A 15,255-nucleotide genomic window follows, 5' to 3' on the forward strand; every position below is an offset into this window, starting at 1 on the left:
CTTCGCCGACTTCCGGCATACCCGCCGGCCGGGCGAAATACATCCGAGAATGACGATCCAGGAGGTGATGCGGATGAACAAGCGCGAAGCGGCGCGCCTCGCCCTCCGCGCCAAGCTCGAACGGGGCCTGACGTGGGAGGCGATCGCCGGCGCCGTCGGCCGCACCCCAGTCGGTGCGGCGCTTCTCGTCTACGGCTATGCCGCCGCCACCCGGGAGGAAGCGGACGCCCTCGTCCGGCTGCTCGGCCTGCCGGAAGAAGCCGCCGCGGCGTTTCGCCGCGTTCCGTTCCGGGTTCCGCGGCAGCCCTGGCCGCCGACCGACCCCTTCGTCGCCCGGATGTACGAGATCGTCCTCCTCTACGCCCCGGCGATCAAAGATGTCGCCCACGAATGGTTCGGCGACGGCATCATCAGCGCCGTCGATATGACGCTCGAACTTCAAAAAGAGCGCCAGGACGGCGCCGACTGGGCGAGCCTCACCTGGCGGGGAAAGTGGCTTCCGTTCCGGCGGTTTTGAGGTTATGATGGCATAAGAAAGGCGTCGGCCTTCCGGTTCCGCCGAAAGCACGCCGGGGAAAGGAGGCTTTCAATGGGCGGCCGTCCCGTACCCCCGACCGAGTTCGACGCCCGGATTCGGCAAGGGACGACGGTCTGGGTGTTCCAAAAGCGCTTCTGTTCCGGTTGCGCCGCCGTCGCCCGCCTTCTCCCGGCGCTGGAAGCCCGTTTCCCGGACCTCGCCTTTTACCCCGTCGACGTCGACGACGCCCCCGATCTCGTCCGGCGCCTCGGCATCTTCGGCGTGCCGAGTCTCGTCGCCTTTCACCGGGGATACGAGATCGCCCGCTGGGTAAGCGGTACGCCCAAGAGCCGGGAGGGGCTCGAACGCTTCCTCGCCCGCGTCGTCCAGATCGCCCATGCCCTCGACGAAACGCTTGCCGAACGCTCCCCCGATGCCCGGGCGTAACCGCCCGGGCTTTCCCCGGATCGGGACACCCCGGCCGGGGGCAGTCGCCGGCGACTCGTCTCGGCCGAACGGGCCACCTACCGGCTTTGGAGGATCCGATCGGCCGCCGCGAGCACCTCTCCGGCCGTTTCCCGGACGACGAGGGCGGCCCGATCGTCGAGGGGCGTCGGATCCCGGTTCACGATCACGAGGGGCCGTCCCCGGCGGGCGTGCCGTTCGGGAAGTCCCGCCACCGGATAGACGGTGAGGGACGAGCCGACGACGAGGAAAAGGTGCGCTGCTTCCGTCCACGCTTCGGCAGACCGCCACGCTTCCTCCGGCAGAAACTCGCCGAAGAGGACGATGTCCGGCCGAAGCGGCCCGCCACAGGCCGGACAGCGCCTTTCCTCGAGCGCCTCCGGCGGATAAAGGCGGCCGCAGACGTGACAGCGCACCCGGGACAGGCTGCCGTGGAGCTCGACGACGTTCCGGCTTCCGGCCGCCTGGTGCAGCCCGTCGACGTTCTGAGTAAGCACCGCTTGGATCCAGCCCTCGGTCTCCCATCGAGCGAGAACCTCGTGCACCCGGTTCGGCCGGGCGCCCCGAAGCCCCTTGAGGCGCCGGTCGTAAAAATCGTAAAACGCGTCCGGATCGTCGAGGAGCGTTTCGACAGAGGCGAGCTTTTCCGGCACCTCCCGCCAGAGCCCGCCGGCGGAGCGAAAATCCGGCAGCCCCGATTCGGTGCTCGCCCCGGCGCCGGTGAGCACGACGGCCGGCCGACCGGCCTCCCGCGTCCGGACGAGCCATTCCGCCAGCCGCTCCGCCGCCTCCGCGATCCCCGCCGCTGCCGGCATCTTTTCTCCTCCTTACCGCATTTCGATCTATGGGCGGTTCTCTTCGACTCAAGCGTCGTGAACGTCCCGCGCCTCTCTCGTTCCGGACGTCTTTCCCCCGGGCCGGACGCCGCTTTCCGATCCATCCCGGCTTCCTTCGGCAGGGTCCTCGGCCCCCCGCTCCCGGTCGTCGTCCGCCGTAAGACAGGCCGGTCCCTCAAACCGCGGGTCGCCCACCTTCCGGTTGGCAAACCGCACCGAAAATGCCGCCTCCGGCCGCCCGAGGATCGCCGCGAGGACCCCCGGATCGGCGGCGGGATCGAGCCAGCGCCCTTCATCCCCCGGCGCGAGGACGACCGGCATTCGGGAATGGATCGCCAAAACGGCGCCCGCCGCCGGCGCCGTGAGCAGCGCGAGCCCCCGGCCGCCGCCGTCCGGATCGTCGTCCCAGACGGCCGCCAGCGCCAAAAACGCCCGCTCCCCGGCGTCCGATGCCCCGGCCGCTTGCGCCCCGGCGCCCGCCGGCCGGAAAAAAAGCCGGGGCCGCCGGTCCGCCCCCCACTCGTAAAACCCCGTCGCCGGCACGATGAGCCGCCGGGGCAAGAGGCGCCCGAACGCGGGCTTTTGGGTAAGCGTTTCGATGCGGAGATTAATGAGCGTCCGAACGCCGTCCCGCGTCCTCAGCTTCAATCCCCAGCGCAAAAGCCCGAGCCGCCGCTCCCCCGGCATGCCCGGCGCCACGGCGGCCACCGCCGTCCCCGGCGCGATGTTGTACCGGGGCCGGATGCCTTCCGCCTCCGCCACCGGGCGCGCCAGAAATCGGCGGGCGATCTCGGCGGCGTCGGCTTCGAGGACGAATCGGCCGCACACGCTATCCCTCCTCCTCCGCGACGGGCCCTGCGGGCGCCCGCTCGGCGGACGCCCCGGCGGGGGAGCCCGGCCCGGCGGCAGGCGTCCGGCCGGCGGCAGCGTCCGGACTGCCGCCCGTGGACATTCGGCCGGTGGCCGGCTCCGAGCCGCTGCCAAGCGGTGTCCCGTCGACGGCCGCATCCGGCCCGCCGTGAGGCGGCGCGAGGCGCACCGCCCCTTCCGGCGCCGGGATGGCCCGGGCGGCTTCCTCCGCCCGCCGAAGGGCCCCCGCGAGCGCGTCGGTTAGGGCCTCCGGCGATACGTCGACGAGCGCCACCGCTCCCGGCGCCGAAAGCAGGGCAAAGCGGACGCCGCGGCCGCGATTTTTTTTGTCGTACCGCATAAACGTCGCCCACGCCGCCGCATCGGCCGCCCGGCGCAAAAGGCCGGCCGCCGCCGCCTCGGCCGGCGTCGCCGGAAGCCCGAAGGCCCGAACGAGCCGGACCACCTCGGTAAGGAGCGCCGGGGACGCCCGGCCGAGCTCGACGGCCAGCGCCGTCTCCCAGACGAGGCCGACGGCGACCGCCTCGCCGTGCAAAAGCCCGCCAAACCCCTCGGCCGCCTCCAGGGCGTGGGCCACCGTATGGCCGACGTTGAGCCGCTCCCGCACCCCGCGGCTCTCTTTCGGATCGTCGGCGACGATCGCCGCTTTCACCGCGATCCCCCGGACGAGGGCCTCCGCCGTGACGATCGGATCGAGGCGAAGGAGCGCCCCGGCCGCCTGGTGGAGCCAGGCGACGAACGCCGCGTCCGATAAAAGCGCATGTTTGATCAGTTCCGCGTACCCGGACCGGACCTCTCGCGGGGGAAGCGTCCGGAGGGCGGCGACGTCGTAGAGGACCGCCAGGGGCGGGTAAAACGCCCCGAGGATGTTTTTCGCCAGCGGGTGGTTCACCGCCACCTTTCCGCCGACGCTCGCGTCGTGGGCGAGGATCGTCGTCGGAAGCTGCACATACTCGATCCCCCGCATATAAACCGCCGCGGCAAAACCGCCGAGGTCGCCGACGACGCCGCCGCCCAGGGCAAGGAGCACCCCCCGCCGGTCGATGCCCGCCCTAAGCATCGCCCCGGTCACCGCCTTCAGCGTCGCGAGCGACTTCGACCGCTCGCCGGCCGGCACGTCGTACCGGGCGACGGCGTAGCCCGCCGACCGGAGCGCCGCTTCCACCCGAGCGCCGTAGAGCGCCCCGACCGCCTCGTCCGACAGCACAAAAAGCGGCCGTGCCCGATCGACGCCGAGGGCGTCGAGTTCCCGGCCGAGCTCCTGAAAAAGCCCCGCCCGAACGACGACCGGATAGCGGACGCCTTCATACGCCACCCAGAGCGTCGTCATCCGTCCCGCCTCCTTTTCCGGGCGCCGCCCCCCGGCCGGCACCGCCGTCCGCGCACCGGGGCGGTGCGGGCGGCGCCGGTTCCTTCGGACGGCCCGGCATCAGAAATCCCGGGCATACGCCCGGTGTTCGGCCACCGCCCGGACGAGCGCCGCCATCCGGTCTGCCGGAAACGTCTCGAGGAGCGCCCGGGCGAGCTCGAAGGCGACGACGTATTCGGCGACGACGGCCGCCGCCGGCACCGCCGTCGTGTCCGACCGCTCGACCGACGCCTCCTCCGGTGCCTTCGTCACAAGATCGACGCTTCGAAGCGGCCGGTAGAGCGTCGGAATCGGCTTCATCGCCGCCCGGACGACGAGGGGCATCCCCGTCGTCATCCCGCCCTCCAGGCCGCCGGCGCGGTTCGTCCGGCGGAAAAAGCCCCGGCCGGGCGCGTAAAAAATTTCGTCGTGGGCGGCCGAACCCGGCACGTCCGCCGCCCGGAAGCCGAGGCCGATCTCCACCCCTTTGATCGCCTGGATGCTCATCACCGCCTGCGCCAGCCGGCCGTCCAGCTTTCGGTCCCAGTGGACGTGGCTGCCGAGCCCGACCGGCACCCCGACGGCGACGACCTCGACGACGCCGCCGAGCGTATCTCCCGCTTCCCGGGCCCGGTCGATCGCCGCGATCATCGCCGCCTCCGCCGCCGGATCGAACGTCCGGACGGGCGAGGCCTCCGTCTTTGCCGCCAGGGCTTGAAGGGCCGCCCGGAGCGCGTCTTCCGCCGCCCGGTCCTCCTCCGCCACCTCGTACGCCGGCCACGTTTCCGCGAGCGGATCCCCGTCCGCCCACACCCCGCCCAGGGCCCGGACGTAGCCGAGGACGTCGATGCCGACCGCCTGAAGGAGCTTTTTCGCCACCGCCCCGACGGCGACCCGCATCGCCGTCTCCCGGGCGCTCGACCGCTCAAGGACGTCCCGGACGTCCCGGTGGCCGTACTTGATCGCGCCGGCGAGATCCGCATGCCCCGGCCGCGGCCGCGTCCGCCGCCGCATCCCCCGTTCCGGCTCCTCCACCGGGAGGACGCTCATCACGTGCTGCCAGCTGATGTGATCCCGGTTCTCGATGAAAAGAGCGATCGGCGCCCCGGTCGTCCGGCCGTGCCGCACGCCGCTTAAGATCTCCACCCGATCCTGTTCGATCTTCATTCGCTTGCCGCGGCCGTATCCCTTCTTACGCCTTTCGAGCGCCCGGTCGATGTCCGCCGGCAGGAGCTCGAGCCCGCTCGGCACCCCTTCCAGGATGCCGACGAGCGCCCGGCCGTGGGATTCCCCCGCTGTCAGATACCGCACCCCGACCCCTCCATGGAAGTTCTCGACCGGCCGCCCCGGGTCGCCTCACGCCGCCCCCAAAGCGCCCCAGGCCCGCCTACGGCCGGACCTCCTGCTTCTGATAAATGAACGGATACACCTGCCTGAGCCCGTAGCGCTCCGGCGAAAAGATCTGCTCCGTCCCGCCGACGAACAGGTACCCTCCCGGCCGCAGGACCGCCGCAAGCGACCGGTACAGATGCGCTTTGCCGTCTTCCGTAAAATAGATGGCCACGTTCCGGTTGACGATCACGTCGAACGGCCCCGGCGGATAGGGATCTCGAAGCAGGTCGTGCCGCTCGAACCGAACGGCCCGGACGAGCTCGTCGACGACCCGGTAGCCGTCCCCGTCCCGGACGAAGTAACGTTCCCGGAACGACGGCGGGACCGAAACGAGACTCCGCGCCTCGTAACGGGCCGCCCGGGCCTTTTCGAGCGCCGGTTCGTCGATGTCGGTGGCCAGAAGATCGACGCCCCGAAGCGACCGCCGCTCCCGGAGGAGCATGAGCAGGGTGTACGGCTCCTCCCCCGTCGAGCAGGCGGCGCTCCAGAGGCGAAGCTTCGGCTGCGCCGAAAGCGACGCCAGCACCTCCCGGTCGAGCAGCGCCCAGAGCTCCGGATTACGAAAAAATTCCGAGACGTTGATCGTCACCCGATCGACGAACTCCGCCCGGAGCTTCGGATCGGCGATCAGCGCCTCAAGAAAACGATCGAAATCGTCAAAACCCCGCCGCCGCATCAGGGACATGAGCCGCCGCATCATCTGCGGTTTTTTGTACAGCCCAAGCTCGATGCCGAACACACTCCGCACCCGGGCAACGAACCGGTCGTACGCTTCTTCCACCTGCCGCTCCATCCGTCCCCGTCTTCCCTGCTTCTTTTTTCGCCCCGTCCCGGACGAATCCGCCCGCCGCGCCTCGAACGCTCCCGCCCGGCTCGCCCCGGTCGATTCGGTCGCCGGCACCGGTGCCGACGACGAAGGCGCCCGCCGAAGCGGGCGCCTTCGTCACAGCCAGGCGTCGACGGGGCGATCGTAAGAAAGCAGCGCCTCTTCGCCGAACCAGAGGGCGATCTCCCGCGCGGCGCTTTCCGGCGAATCCGAACCGTGGATGACGTTTTTATCGATCGTGAGCGCAAAGTCGCCCCGGATCGTCCCCGGCGCGGCCTCCTTCGGATTCGTTTTTCCCATCATCTCCCGGACGACGCCGATGGCGTTCGGCCCTTCCAGGACGAAGGCAAACACCGGGCCCGACGTGATGAAGGCGACGAGATCGCCGAAAAACGGCTTTTCCCGGTGCTCGGCGTAATGCGCCTCGGCCAGCTCCCGGGTGACCTGCATGAGCTTCCCGGCGACGAGCTTGAGCCCCCGGCGCTCGAAGCGGGCGAGGATCTCCCCGACGAGGCCCCGCAAGACGCCGTCGGGCTTGACCATCACGAATGTCCGCTCCACAAAAGCGCCCCTCCTTCGCATTCGACCACGACCAGTGTAACACTAGAACGTCCGTTTTTCAATAAACGCCACCAGCGCCTCCAGGTAGCGGGCCGCCGGGTACGCCGAAAGCCCCTGTAAGACCGCCTTGGCCCGACAGACGAACCGCTCCGCCACGGCATGCGTCCGCTCAAACGCCCCGCTCCGGCCGATGCCCTCGAGGAGCGCCTCCCGCTCCGCCTCCGTCTTCCGCCCTTCGAGGGCCGCTCGGAGCGCCGAACGCACCGCCGGATCGCCTTCGGAGAGGGTAAAGATCGCCGGCAGCGTCACGTTGCCCTGGGCGAGGTCGCTTCCCGACGGCTTGCCGAGCACCTCGGGCGTCCCGGTAAAATCGAGGAGATCGTCCGTCACCTGAAACGCCATGCCCGTATAAAACGCGTACCGCCGGAGTCGACCGACGACCGCCTCCGGCGTCCCGGCGATCCGCGCACCCAGGAACACCGAAAACTCGATGAGGAGCGCCGTCTTCCGGCGGATGCGCCGAAAATACCGGAGCATCGTCACGTCCGGCCGGAAGAGGTCCCCCTGCTGCTCCACCTCGCCGCGGCTCATCTCGTGCACCGTCCGGGCGAGGGCCCGGTCCACCGCCGGATCGGAAAACGCAGCCAGCTCCGAAAGCGCCCGGGCGAGCAAAAAATCCCCGGCGTACACCGCCACCTGATCATCCCACCGGGCGCGAACCGTCTCCCGGCCGCGCCGGAGATCCGACCGGTCGACGATGTCGTCGTGGACGAGCGTCGCCATGTGGATGAGCTCCACCGCCGCCGCCGCCCGGACGAGGGCCTCCGCCGCCTCGGCCCCGCCGTCCCCGAAGCGGCCGGCGATGAGCACGAGAAGCGGCCGGAGGCGTTTGCCTCCGGCGTCCAGGAGGTGCCGGCCCGCCTCCGTAAGCAGCGGGCTTTCCGACCGGAGCAAAAGCTCCAGCCGGTCCTCGACCGCCCCCAGATCGTCCTGAAAGGCGTCGTACACCTCGACGATCCGCATCATCCGCCCTCCCCCGCCGCCCGGCCGTAGACCGGCGGCAGCGTCGCAAAGGCGATCTCCGGCACCCGAGGAAGCGCTCCCATGGCCGCCGCCTCGGCAAAAAAACGCCGGAGCCCTTCAAGCTGCGGCCGATCGAGCTCATGGGCAAGCCCGGCGAAATATCGGTACCACTCGGCGTCGCTTCCGCCCAGCCGGGCCTTCGCCGCCCGGACGAGAGGCGTCGGGTCGGCTTTCGTCCGGGCCTTGCTCCGGAGAAACGCCCGATACACCCGGGCCACCCCCTCCGGATCTTCGGCCAGCGCCTCCCGCCGCACCCCCCAGACGGCAAACGTCATCCATTGCCCCGTATACTGTCGCCACAGCTCTCCGAGGTCGGCGACGTAATAGCGGCGATTTTCCCGGTAGGCGAGCATCGCCTCGTCCCCGATGAGAAGCGCCGCATCGCCCCGGCCGAGCATCGCCTCGAGGTCCGGCTCCGCCCACGCATACGTCGGCCGAAGCCCGAGATGGCGCTCAAGCAAAATTTTTAAAAGCTGCACGCTCGTCGCCGACCGGGTCGTGAGGAGCACGTGCGGCCGGGCGAGCGTGTGAAGCGGCCGGTGAGAAAACAAAAAGATCGATCCGACCGCTCCGTAAGCGCTCACCGAAAGGTGCGGCAGAAGAACGTACCGGTCCGCATCCAGCCCGTAGGCAAACGACGACATCGGCCCGATGTCGACCGTCCCCTCCCGCATCCGGCGGTTCAGTTCCGCCGGCGTCGACCGGACGACCCGCACCCCGGGGATGGCCGCCGGATCGAAGTAATAAAACACCGGCAGCGTATTCATATAGTCGATGTGGCCGACCGTCAGCATTCCGTCGCCTCCGTTTCCCCCTGGCGGGGAAGATCCTTCCACCGGGGAAAAAGCCCGTGGTCCGTCACCCCGACCGCATCCAGCGCCCGGCCGGCGACAAAGTCGACGATGTCGTCCACCGTCTTCGGCCGCGGATAAAAGGCCGGCATCGCCGCCACGATCCGGACCCCGAGCCGGGCGAGCTTGAGCATATTCTCGAGATGGACCGCCGAAAGCGGCGTTTCCCGCGGCACGAGGACGAGCGGACGGCCCTCCTTGAGCGTTGCGTCCGCCGAGCGGGTGATCAGGTTGTCGGCGAGGCCGTGGGCGATCGCCGCGAGCGTATTCATCGAGCACGGGATGACGAGCATCCCGTCGTGGACGAAGGTTCCGCTTGCCGGCCGGGCGCCGATGTCCCGGACGTCGTACACAAAAAGCCGCTCCGCCGCCCCCTCCGCCGCCAAAAGGGTCCGAAGCCCCCGGGCGCCCCCCTCGAAATGCACGTCTTCCTCCTCCGCCGCCACCCGCAGGGCGCCGTCCGACACCATCGCGTGCACCTCGTGGCCGAGACGAAGCAGCGCCGCCATCGCCCGGAGCCCGTAGCGGATGCCGCTCGCCCCGGTGAGCGCCACGACGAACCGCCGCCCGCCCCTCATCGCCCCACCCCGACGGCGACGAGCGCAAAGACGAACACGACGACGGCGAGCACCCCGTTCATCGTAAAGAAAGCCGTGTTGAGCCGGCTCAAATCCGTCGGCGACACAAGCGCGTGCTCGTACGCCAGGATGCCCGCCGCCACCACGACCCCGAGGCCGAACACCCCGCCGAGGCCGAGGGCCAGCCCCGTCGCGGCGAGGAAGGCGACCGTCAGGGCGTGAAACCCGCGGGCGATCCCGAGCGCCCGCCGGAGCCCGAAGCGGACCGGGATCGAATGGAGGCCGTGCCGCCGGTCGAACTCGAGGTCCTGCGTGGCGTACAGGATGTCAAAGCCGGCAATCCAGAAGACGACCGCAAGAAACAACCACCACGCCGCCGGGTGATCGAGCCGACCGGTCGCCGCGACCCAGCCGCCGAGCGGCGCGAGGCCGTCCGTCACCCCGAGAACGAGGTGCGAAAGCCACGTAAAGCGCTTCGTATATGAATAAAAGACCAGAAAAAAAACCGCGATCGGCAGGAGCTTGACCGCCAGCGGGTTGAGCATCGCCGCGCTCACAAAAAGGAGCGCCAGCGAAAGGAGCGTATACCCCCACGCTTCCCGCACCGTGACCTTCCCCGTCACGAGGGGCCGGTCTTTCGTGCGGGGGTTCAGGGCGTCGATCGCCCGGTCGATCAGCCGGTTCAGCGCCATCGCCGCCGTCCGGGCGCCGACCATCGCCATCGTCGTCCAGAACCAGAGCCAAAGGTCCGGCCAGCCGCCGTACGCCTCGACGCGGCCGAAGATGAGGCCGAGATAGGCAAACGGCAGCGCAAAGATCGTATGTTCAAACTTGATCATCTCCAAAAAGGCCCGGAACTTCCCCATCCGCAAAAAACCCTCCTCGACCGCCTTCCCCACCGGTCAAAAAAGCACCGTGCCCCCTTCGGCCGAGCCGCCCACGGCGCCGCCGGGCGCCTCGCCGCCCGGCTTTCGTCCCACGTGAACCGCCGCGATCCCGCCGAACAAAAGCCGCACCCGGACGTCGGTAAGCCCCGCCCGCACGAAACGGGCCGCCAGCCCCTTGTGATCCGGAAAGCCCCGGAGCGACTCCGGCAACCACCGATACTCTTCGTACCGGCGGGCGAACCAGCGGCCCAAAAGAGGCAGCATCCGCTCGAAGTAAACGTAATAGATCTCCCGAAACCCCGGAACGACCGGCTTCGACAGCTCCAGCGACACGACCAGCCCCCCCGGCCGGACGACCCGCGCCATCTCGGCGAGCGCCCGGTCGAGATCCGGCACGTTCCGGAGCGCGAACCCGATCGTCGCATAGTCGAACCGCCCGTCGGGAAACGGGAGCGCCAGCGCGTCCCCTTCCACCCAGACGATGTCGGCGAGCCCCGCCCGCGCCGCCTTCTCCCGGGCCCGGGCGAGCATCGCCGGCGAAAAATCGAGCCCGACGACCTCTCCCGCCGCGCCGACCGCCCGCCGGAGGGCCAGGGCGAGGTCGCCCGTCCCCGTCGCGACGTCGAGGGCCCGGCTCCCCGGCCGGACGGCCATCATCTCCAGCATGATCCGGCGCCAGCGCTTATGCGCCCCAAACGAAAGGAGCGTATTCATCCGGTCGTACGCCGGCGCGATCGACTCGAACACGCGATACACAAACGCCCGCTTGTCCGTCCGCTCCACCCGTCCTCTTCGCCCTTCCTTCCGACCGCCGTTACAGCCCCTCCGAAAGCTCCGACAACGAAAGTTCCGGCGTCCGGATCGACGGAAGCCGCCGGACGAGCGCCCGAAGCGACCGACGCGCCCCGTCGTCGATCACCGCCCGAAGGAGCGCCTCGAGGTCCTCCCAAAGCTGCATGCCGAACTTGAGGAAGCGCGCCTCCCCCCCGTAGATTCGCCCGCCGACCCGCGCGTCCCACAGAAGCATGTACCGGACCACCCGCGGGATGAGCGGCCGGATCGGCGACCCCGGAGACGCCAGCGCCAGAGGCAGGGCCGACTGGATGTCCACCTCGAGCTCAAACACCTGCTCCCGGTCCGCCTCCGGCTCCCGGTAAAGGACGTAGCGCATTGCCCGAGCGGCGTGGATCGTCTCGAGCGCCCGGGCGATGCGGCCGATCATCGCTCCCTGATTCGCCTCCGCGAGCAGCCGCACATAGCGACTGCTCAAAACGTCCCCGTACAGGACCCGGAGCGGCACCGGGAGGGAAAGGCGCTTCGCATCGTCGATCGCCTCGTGAAGCCAAAGCCCCCATTCGACGAAAAGCGCGGCCTGCCCGACGACGGCGATCTCCTCGGTCCGCATTCCGCCGACGCGCATCGCCGCATGAAAAAGGGCGATCCGCCACTCCGGCACCTCCGGAAGCCAGGCGGCCTCCGGCCACTCGGCGATCACGGCCTCCCGGGCGCGGGCCACCCACCCGGCGATTTCCGGCTCAAATCGCATGCTCCACCCTCATTCCGACAAAAGCGCTACTTCGCCCAGTATAGCACAAAAAGGGCGGAGACGCTTGGCTTTCCGACGTTTGGCAGCCGTCAAACGTCCCGTTTGCCCAGCGCGCCCGGCCCGCCCCCTCGGCCCGACATCAGGGGGCATCGGCGCCGCCCCAGGAGATCGTCGCCGGCGGGTCGAACGCGGCTTCAAACGTCGCCCGATCCGGACGATCCGGAAGCGGCGGCGTTCGCCGCGGAGCCGGCGCCGCCACCGCCACCCGGACGACCTCCCCCTCCGGCCGCCGCTCGAGGGCCCGGATCCAGATTTCCCGCCCACCGCCGCCGGCCGCCCGGTAGACGGCAAGCACATCCCGAAGCACCACGGCTTCCGCAGCGCCAGCCGGTACCCCGAGGTCGACCGACACGCGGCCCTCCTCCAGTCGGACATCGATGAGCCGCCCGGCGAGAGGCGCCGACGCCAACCGGGCGATCAAGATCCGCACCTCTTCCGGCACGCCGGCGGCGCCGCCGGTCATTACCGAGCGCTCTCCCGACACGCCGATCCAGAGCCCGATCGCCCCCCAAAACAGCGCCAAAGGCACGCTCCATCGGATGAAACCCCTGATCAGCCGCCGCACCGGCCTCCCCTCCTGGCCGCCCGCATCGCCCCGGACCGAAGGCCGGCCGGCCGGCCGGTCGATCCCGAAGCGCGTCCTTTCTCCGACCTTTATGCGGACCGGAGGCCGGGTATGTCCGCGTCGCCCCGGCGCCGGGGCCGACCGGCGACGGTTCAATCGTCCCGATCGGTGTGAATCGTGCCGACGGCGGTATAGATGACCGCCCGGCCTCTCACCTTGATCGCCGACGTGTGCTCGGTAAACTGGGCGATCATGACCTCGTTCTTGTCGAGCTTTTCCGTGTGGTGAAACCGCGTCACATCGCCCCGGGTGAGTCCGATCACGTGCACGCCGTTTTCCTTCGCCTTGATGACGACGTACTCCCGGGACGTCCAGTCGGAGACGCGTCCGCCTTCGCCCATCGCCTTCCCCCCTTCCGATCCCACCGGCTTGCGCCTTCTTCCGGGGCGCCGGCGGCCGACGGTCTCCGCGGGACGCGAACCCGACCGCTGGCCGTTTCCGCCAGAGCGACGGGCCTGACCGGCGGTCTTCGCCGCCGCGGGAGACGGAGCCGGCCGTCTTCGTCGACGGGCCGGGCCGACCGGCCGACCGGCGGCCGTCCCGGCCGGCGCGCTCCCCTCCGCCCCGCCGCCGGCCCGAACCGCCGCCTAGGACAGCCGCCCGGTGATGAGGGCCATCGCCTCCGCCCGCGCCTTTGCGTCGTGGGCGAACACCCCTCGGACGGCCGACGTCACCGTCTTCGAACCGGGCTTTTTCACCCCCCGCATCACCATGCACAGATGCTCCGCCTCGATGACGACGATCGCGCCGTGGGCTTCGAGATGCGTCATGATCGCATCGGCGATCTCCGCCGTCATCCGCTCCTGAAGCTGCGGACGGCGGGCGACCGTCTCCACCGCCCGGGCGAGCTTGCTCAGGCCGACGACCCGGCCCTCCCGCGGGATGTAGCCGACGTGCGCCTTGCCGAAAAACGGCACCAGATGGTGTTCGCACATCGAATAAAACGGGATATCCTTGACGATGACGATCTCTTCGTGGCTTTCGCCGAAAATGGCCGAAAAGTGCTTTCCCGGGTCTTCGTGGAGCCCGGAAAAAATTTCCTCATACATCCGGGCCACCCGGGCCGGCGTCTCCCGAAGCCCCTCCCGGTCCGGATCTTCGCCGATCGCCTCGAGAATGAGGCGGACGGCGTGTTCAATCTTTTCGTGGTCGACCGCCATCCCTCTGCCTCCTTCTCGCTCGCCCCTAGTATAACAGCTCTTTCGGACAAAAAAAAACACCGCCGGGCCTCGGGGGCCCGCCGGCAGGCGGTCGACCGGGCGTTTCTTTCATTACAGGCGATTGGACCGCGCCGGGACCGGAACAGAGCGGGACTGGATCAGAGCAGGATCGCGATCAACCCGCCGGAGCCTTCGTTGATGATCCGGGTGAGCGTCTCCCGGAGCTTGTGCCGCGCCTGTTCCGGCATCATATGCAGCTTCGCCTGGATGCCCTCGTTGACGATGGCGTACAGGGACCGGCCGAAGAGCTCCGTCTGCCAGATCGACCGGGGATCTTTTTCAAAATCCTGCATCAAAAACGTGGCCAGCTCCTCGCTCTGCTTTTCCGTGCCGATGATCGGCGAAAACTCCGCTTCAACGTCCACCTTGATCAGATGGATCGACGGCGCCTTCGCTTTGAGGCTCACGCCGAAGCGCGCCCCCTGCCGGATGATCTCCGGCTCCGCGAGCTCCATCTCCTCCATCCGGGGCGGCGCCACGCCGTAGCCGGTCGCCCGGACCATTTCGATCGCCGAAGCAAAATGGTCGTACTCCCGCTTCGCGTGGGCGAACTCGATCAGCATCTCCAGAAGCTCATCCTTGCCCCGAATCTCCCGCCCTACGACCTCGTGCACGACCTGTTCGAACAACCCTTCGGCGGCGTCGAGGTCGACCTCGGCGATCCCCTGCCCCAGGTGCATCTCCGCCAGCCGCGCGCCGGCGACGAACGGGTAGTCTTCGAACCGGCCGACGATTCGCTCGACGTCCCGCAGGCGCTCCACCGCCTCGACCGTCTCCGCCACCGCCTGCTCGAACGCTTTCCGAAGCCAGTGATCGGCGTCGAGCACCATCACCCAGCTCGGCAGGTTCACCTTCACCTCGTGCACCGGAAATTCGTAGAGCGCTTCCCGGAGAACGCCCAGGACGTCCGACTCGCCCATCGTGAGCGCCGACAGGGCCAGCACCGGCACGTCGTACCGCTCGACGAGGGCCGTCCGGAGCGCCTCCGTCTCCGGCGCCTGCGGCCGGGTCGAGTTCAAGATGACGATGAAGGGTTTCCCGACCGCCTTCAGCTCCTCGATCACCCGCGCCTCCGCCTCCTCATAGGCCGCACGGGGAAGCTCGCCGATCGTCCCGTCGGTCGTCACGACGATGCCGATCGTCGAATGATCCTGAATCACCTTCCGCGTCCCGATCTCCGCCGCCTCTTCAAACGGGATCGGATCTTCAAACCACGGCGTGTGCACGAGCCGGGGGCCGTTTTCATCTTCGTAGCCCCGGGCATCCGGGATCGGATAGCCGACGCAATCGACGAGGCGCACCGACACCCGAAGCCCGTCCGCCACCTCGATCTCGATCGCCTGATTCGGAATGAACTTCGGCTCCGTGGTCATGATCTGGCGGCCGCCGGCGCTCTGCGGCAGCTCGTCGATCGCCCGCTCCCGATCTTCCGGATGCAGGATGCGCGGGATGACGACGAGCTCCATGAACCGCTTGATGAACGTCGACTTCCCCGTCCGGACCGGACCGACGACGCCGAGGTAGACGTCCCCTCCCGTCTGCTCGGCGAGATCCTTGAACACATCCAGCTCCACCACGGCCTTCCCTCCT

General features: G+C 69.2%; 18 protein-coding genes. 2 read left to right on the plus strand and 16 right to left on the minus strand.

What is annotated here, in order from left to right:
- Positions 1 to 73 precede the first annotated feature (73 nt).
- Both cynS and SA87_RS00945 read left to right on the plus strand, forming a co-directional pair.
- Positions 74 to 517 carry a cyanase gene (gene cynS, locus SA87_RS00940; RefSeq protein WP_066198043.1) on the plus strand — a complete coding sequence of 148 codons (444 nt, stop codon included), beginning with the start codon at positions 74 to 76 and terminating at the stop codon, positions 515 to 517.
- Between the two features lie 72 nt (positions 518 to 589).
- The gene (locus SA87_RS00945) at positions 590 to 964 is read left to right on the plus strand and encodes a thioredoxin family protein (RefSeq protein ID WP_066197711.1); all 375 of its coding nucleotides are present in this window, start codon (positions 590 to 592) and stop codon (positions 962 to 964) included.
- A gap of 77 nt (positions 965 to 1,041) precedes the next feature.
- Here SA87_RS00945 and SA87_RS00950 read toward each other — a convergent pair whose 3' ends face one another.
- The 16 genes from SA87_RS00950 to spoIVA form a co-directional block, all read right to left on the minus strand.
- Positions 1,042 to 1,797, minus strand: a complete 756-nt coding sequence (locus SA87_RS00950) for an SIR2 family NAD-dependent protein deacylase (RefSeq protein ID WP_066197715.1) — start codon at positions 1,795 to 1,797, stop codon at positions 1,042 to 1,044.
- Between the two features lie 48 nt (positions 1,798 to 1,845).
- Complete coding sequence (locus SA87_RS00955; protein WP_066197717.1) at positions 1,846 to 2,646, minus strand: SOS response-associated peptidase; 801 nt, start codon at positions 2,644 to 2,646, stop codon at positions 1,846 to 1,848.
- Position 2,647: 1 nt separating this feature from the next.
- A complete protein-coding gene (gene aroB, locus SA87_RS00960) occupies positions 2,648 to 4,018 on the minus strand; it encodes a 3-dehydroquinate synthase (protein ID WP_066197720.1) in 1,371 nt (456 codons plus the stop codon).
- A 99-nt stretch (positions 4,019 to 4,117) separates the two neighbouring features.
- Entirely contained in the window at positions 4,118 to 5,347 is a 1,230-nt protein-coding gene (gene aroC, locus SA87_RS00965; protein ID WP_066197723.1) for a chorismate synthase, read from the minus strand.
- Positions 5,348 to 5,423: 76 nt separating this feature from the next.
- A complete protein-coding gene (locus SA87_RS00970) occupies positions 5,424 to 6,329 on the minus strand; it encodes a CheR family methyltransferase (RefSeq protein WP_425402518.1) in 906 nt (301 codons plus the stop codon).
- 42 nt (positions 6,330 to 6,371) lie between these two features.
- Positions 6,372 to 6,836 (minus strand): nucleoside-diphosphate kinase, encoded by a 465-nt coding sequence (ndk, locus tag SA87_RS00975; RefSeq protein ID WP_082718158.1) that lies wholly within the window; start codon positions 6,834 to 6,836, stop codon positions 6,372 to 6,374.
- A gap of 21 nt (positions 6,837 to 6,857) precedes the next feature.
- Complete coding sequence (locus tag SA87_RS00980) at positions 6,858 to 7,838, minus strand: polyprenyl synthetase family protein (RefSeq protein ID WP_066197728.1); 981 nt, start codon at positions 7,836 to 7,838, stop codon at positions 6,858 to 6,860.
- Positions 7,838 to 8,692, minus strand: coding sequence for a menaquinone biosynthetic enzyme MqnA/MqnD family protein (locus tag SA87_RS00985; protein ID WP_066197733.1), 855 nt, complete (start codon positions 8,690 to 8,692; stop codon positions 7,838 to 7,840). The genes SA87_RS00980 and SA87_RS00985 overlap by 1 nt, the downstream gene beginning before the upstream one ends.
- Complete coding sequence (locus SA87_RS00990) at positions 8,686 to 9,327, minus strand: UbiX family flavin prenyltransferase (protein WP_066197738.1); 642 nt, start codon at positions 9,325 to 9,327, stop codon at positions 8,686 to 8,688. The genes SA87_RS00985 and SA87_RS00990 overlap by 7 nt, the downstream gene beginning before the upstream one ends.
- On the minus strand, positions 9,324 to 10,226 hold the full coding sequence (locus SA87_RS00995; RefSeq protein WP_342669815.1) for a UbiA-like polyprenyltransferase: 903 nt from the start codon (positions 10,224 to 10,226) through the stop codon (positions 9,324 to 9,326). The genes SA87_RS00990 and SA87_RS00995 overlap by 4 nt, the downstream gene beginning before the upstream one ends.
- Before the next feature lie 3 nt (positions 10,227 to 10,229).
- Entirely contained in the window at positions 10,230 to 10,997 is a 768-nt protein-coding gene (locus tag SA87_RS01000) for a demethylmenaquinone methyltransferase (protein ID WP_066197741.1), read from the minus strand.
- 31 nt (positions 10,998 to 11,028) lie between these two features.
- Entirely contained in the window at positions 11,029 to 11,760 is a 732-nt protein-coding gene (locus SA87_RS01005; protein WP_066197744.1) for a heptaprenyl diphosphate synthase component 1, read from the minus strand.
- Positions 11,761 to 11,899: 139 nt separating this feature from the next.
- The gene (locus SA87_RS01010; RefSeq protein ID WP_156423487.1) at positions 11,900 to 12,385 is read right to left on the minus strand and encodes a hypothetical protein; all 486 of its coding nucleotides are present in this window, start codon (positions 12,383 to 12,385) and stop codon (positions 11,900 to 11,902) included.
- A 152-nt stretch (positions 12,386 to 12,537) separates the two neighbouring features.
- Complete coding sequence (gene mtrB / locus SA87_RS01015; protein WP_066197750.1) at positions 12,538 to 12,786, minus strand: trp RNA-binding attenuation protein MtrB; 249 nt, start codon at positions 12,784 to 12,786, stop codon at positions 12,538 to 12,540.
- Positions 12,787 to 13,032: 246 nt separating this feature from the next.
- Positions 13,033 to 13,605 carry a GTP cyclohydrolase I FolE gene (gene folE, locus SA87_RS01020; RefSeq protein ID WP_066197752.1) on the minus strand — a complete coding sequence of 191 codons (573 nt, stop codon included), beginning with the start codon at positions 13,603 to 13,605 and terminating at the stop codon, positions 13,033 to 13,035.
- Positions 13,606 to 13,763: 158 nt separating this feature from the next.
- Positions 13,764 to 15,242: a stage IV sporulation protein A gene (gene spoIVA, locus SA87_RS01025; protein ID WP_066197757.1), complete on the minus strand. Its 1,479-nt coding sequence runs from the start codon at positions 15,240 to 15,242 to the stop codon at positions 13,764 to 13,766.
- Positions 15,243 to 15,255: the final 13 nt, after the last annotated feature.

The organism is Hydrogenibacillus schlegelii (genome assembly GCF_001653195.1).
GTDB classification, from domain to species: domain Bacteria; phylum Bacillota; class Bacilli; order Thermicanales; family DSM-22653; genus Hydrogenibacillus; species Hydrogenibacillus schlegelii.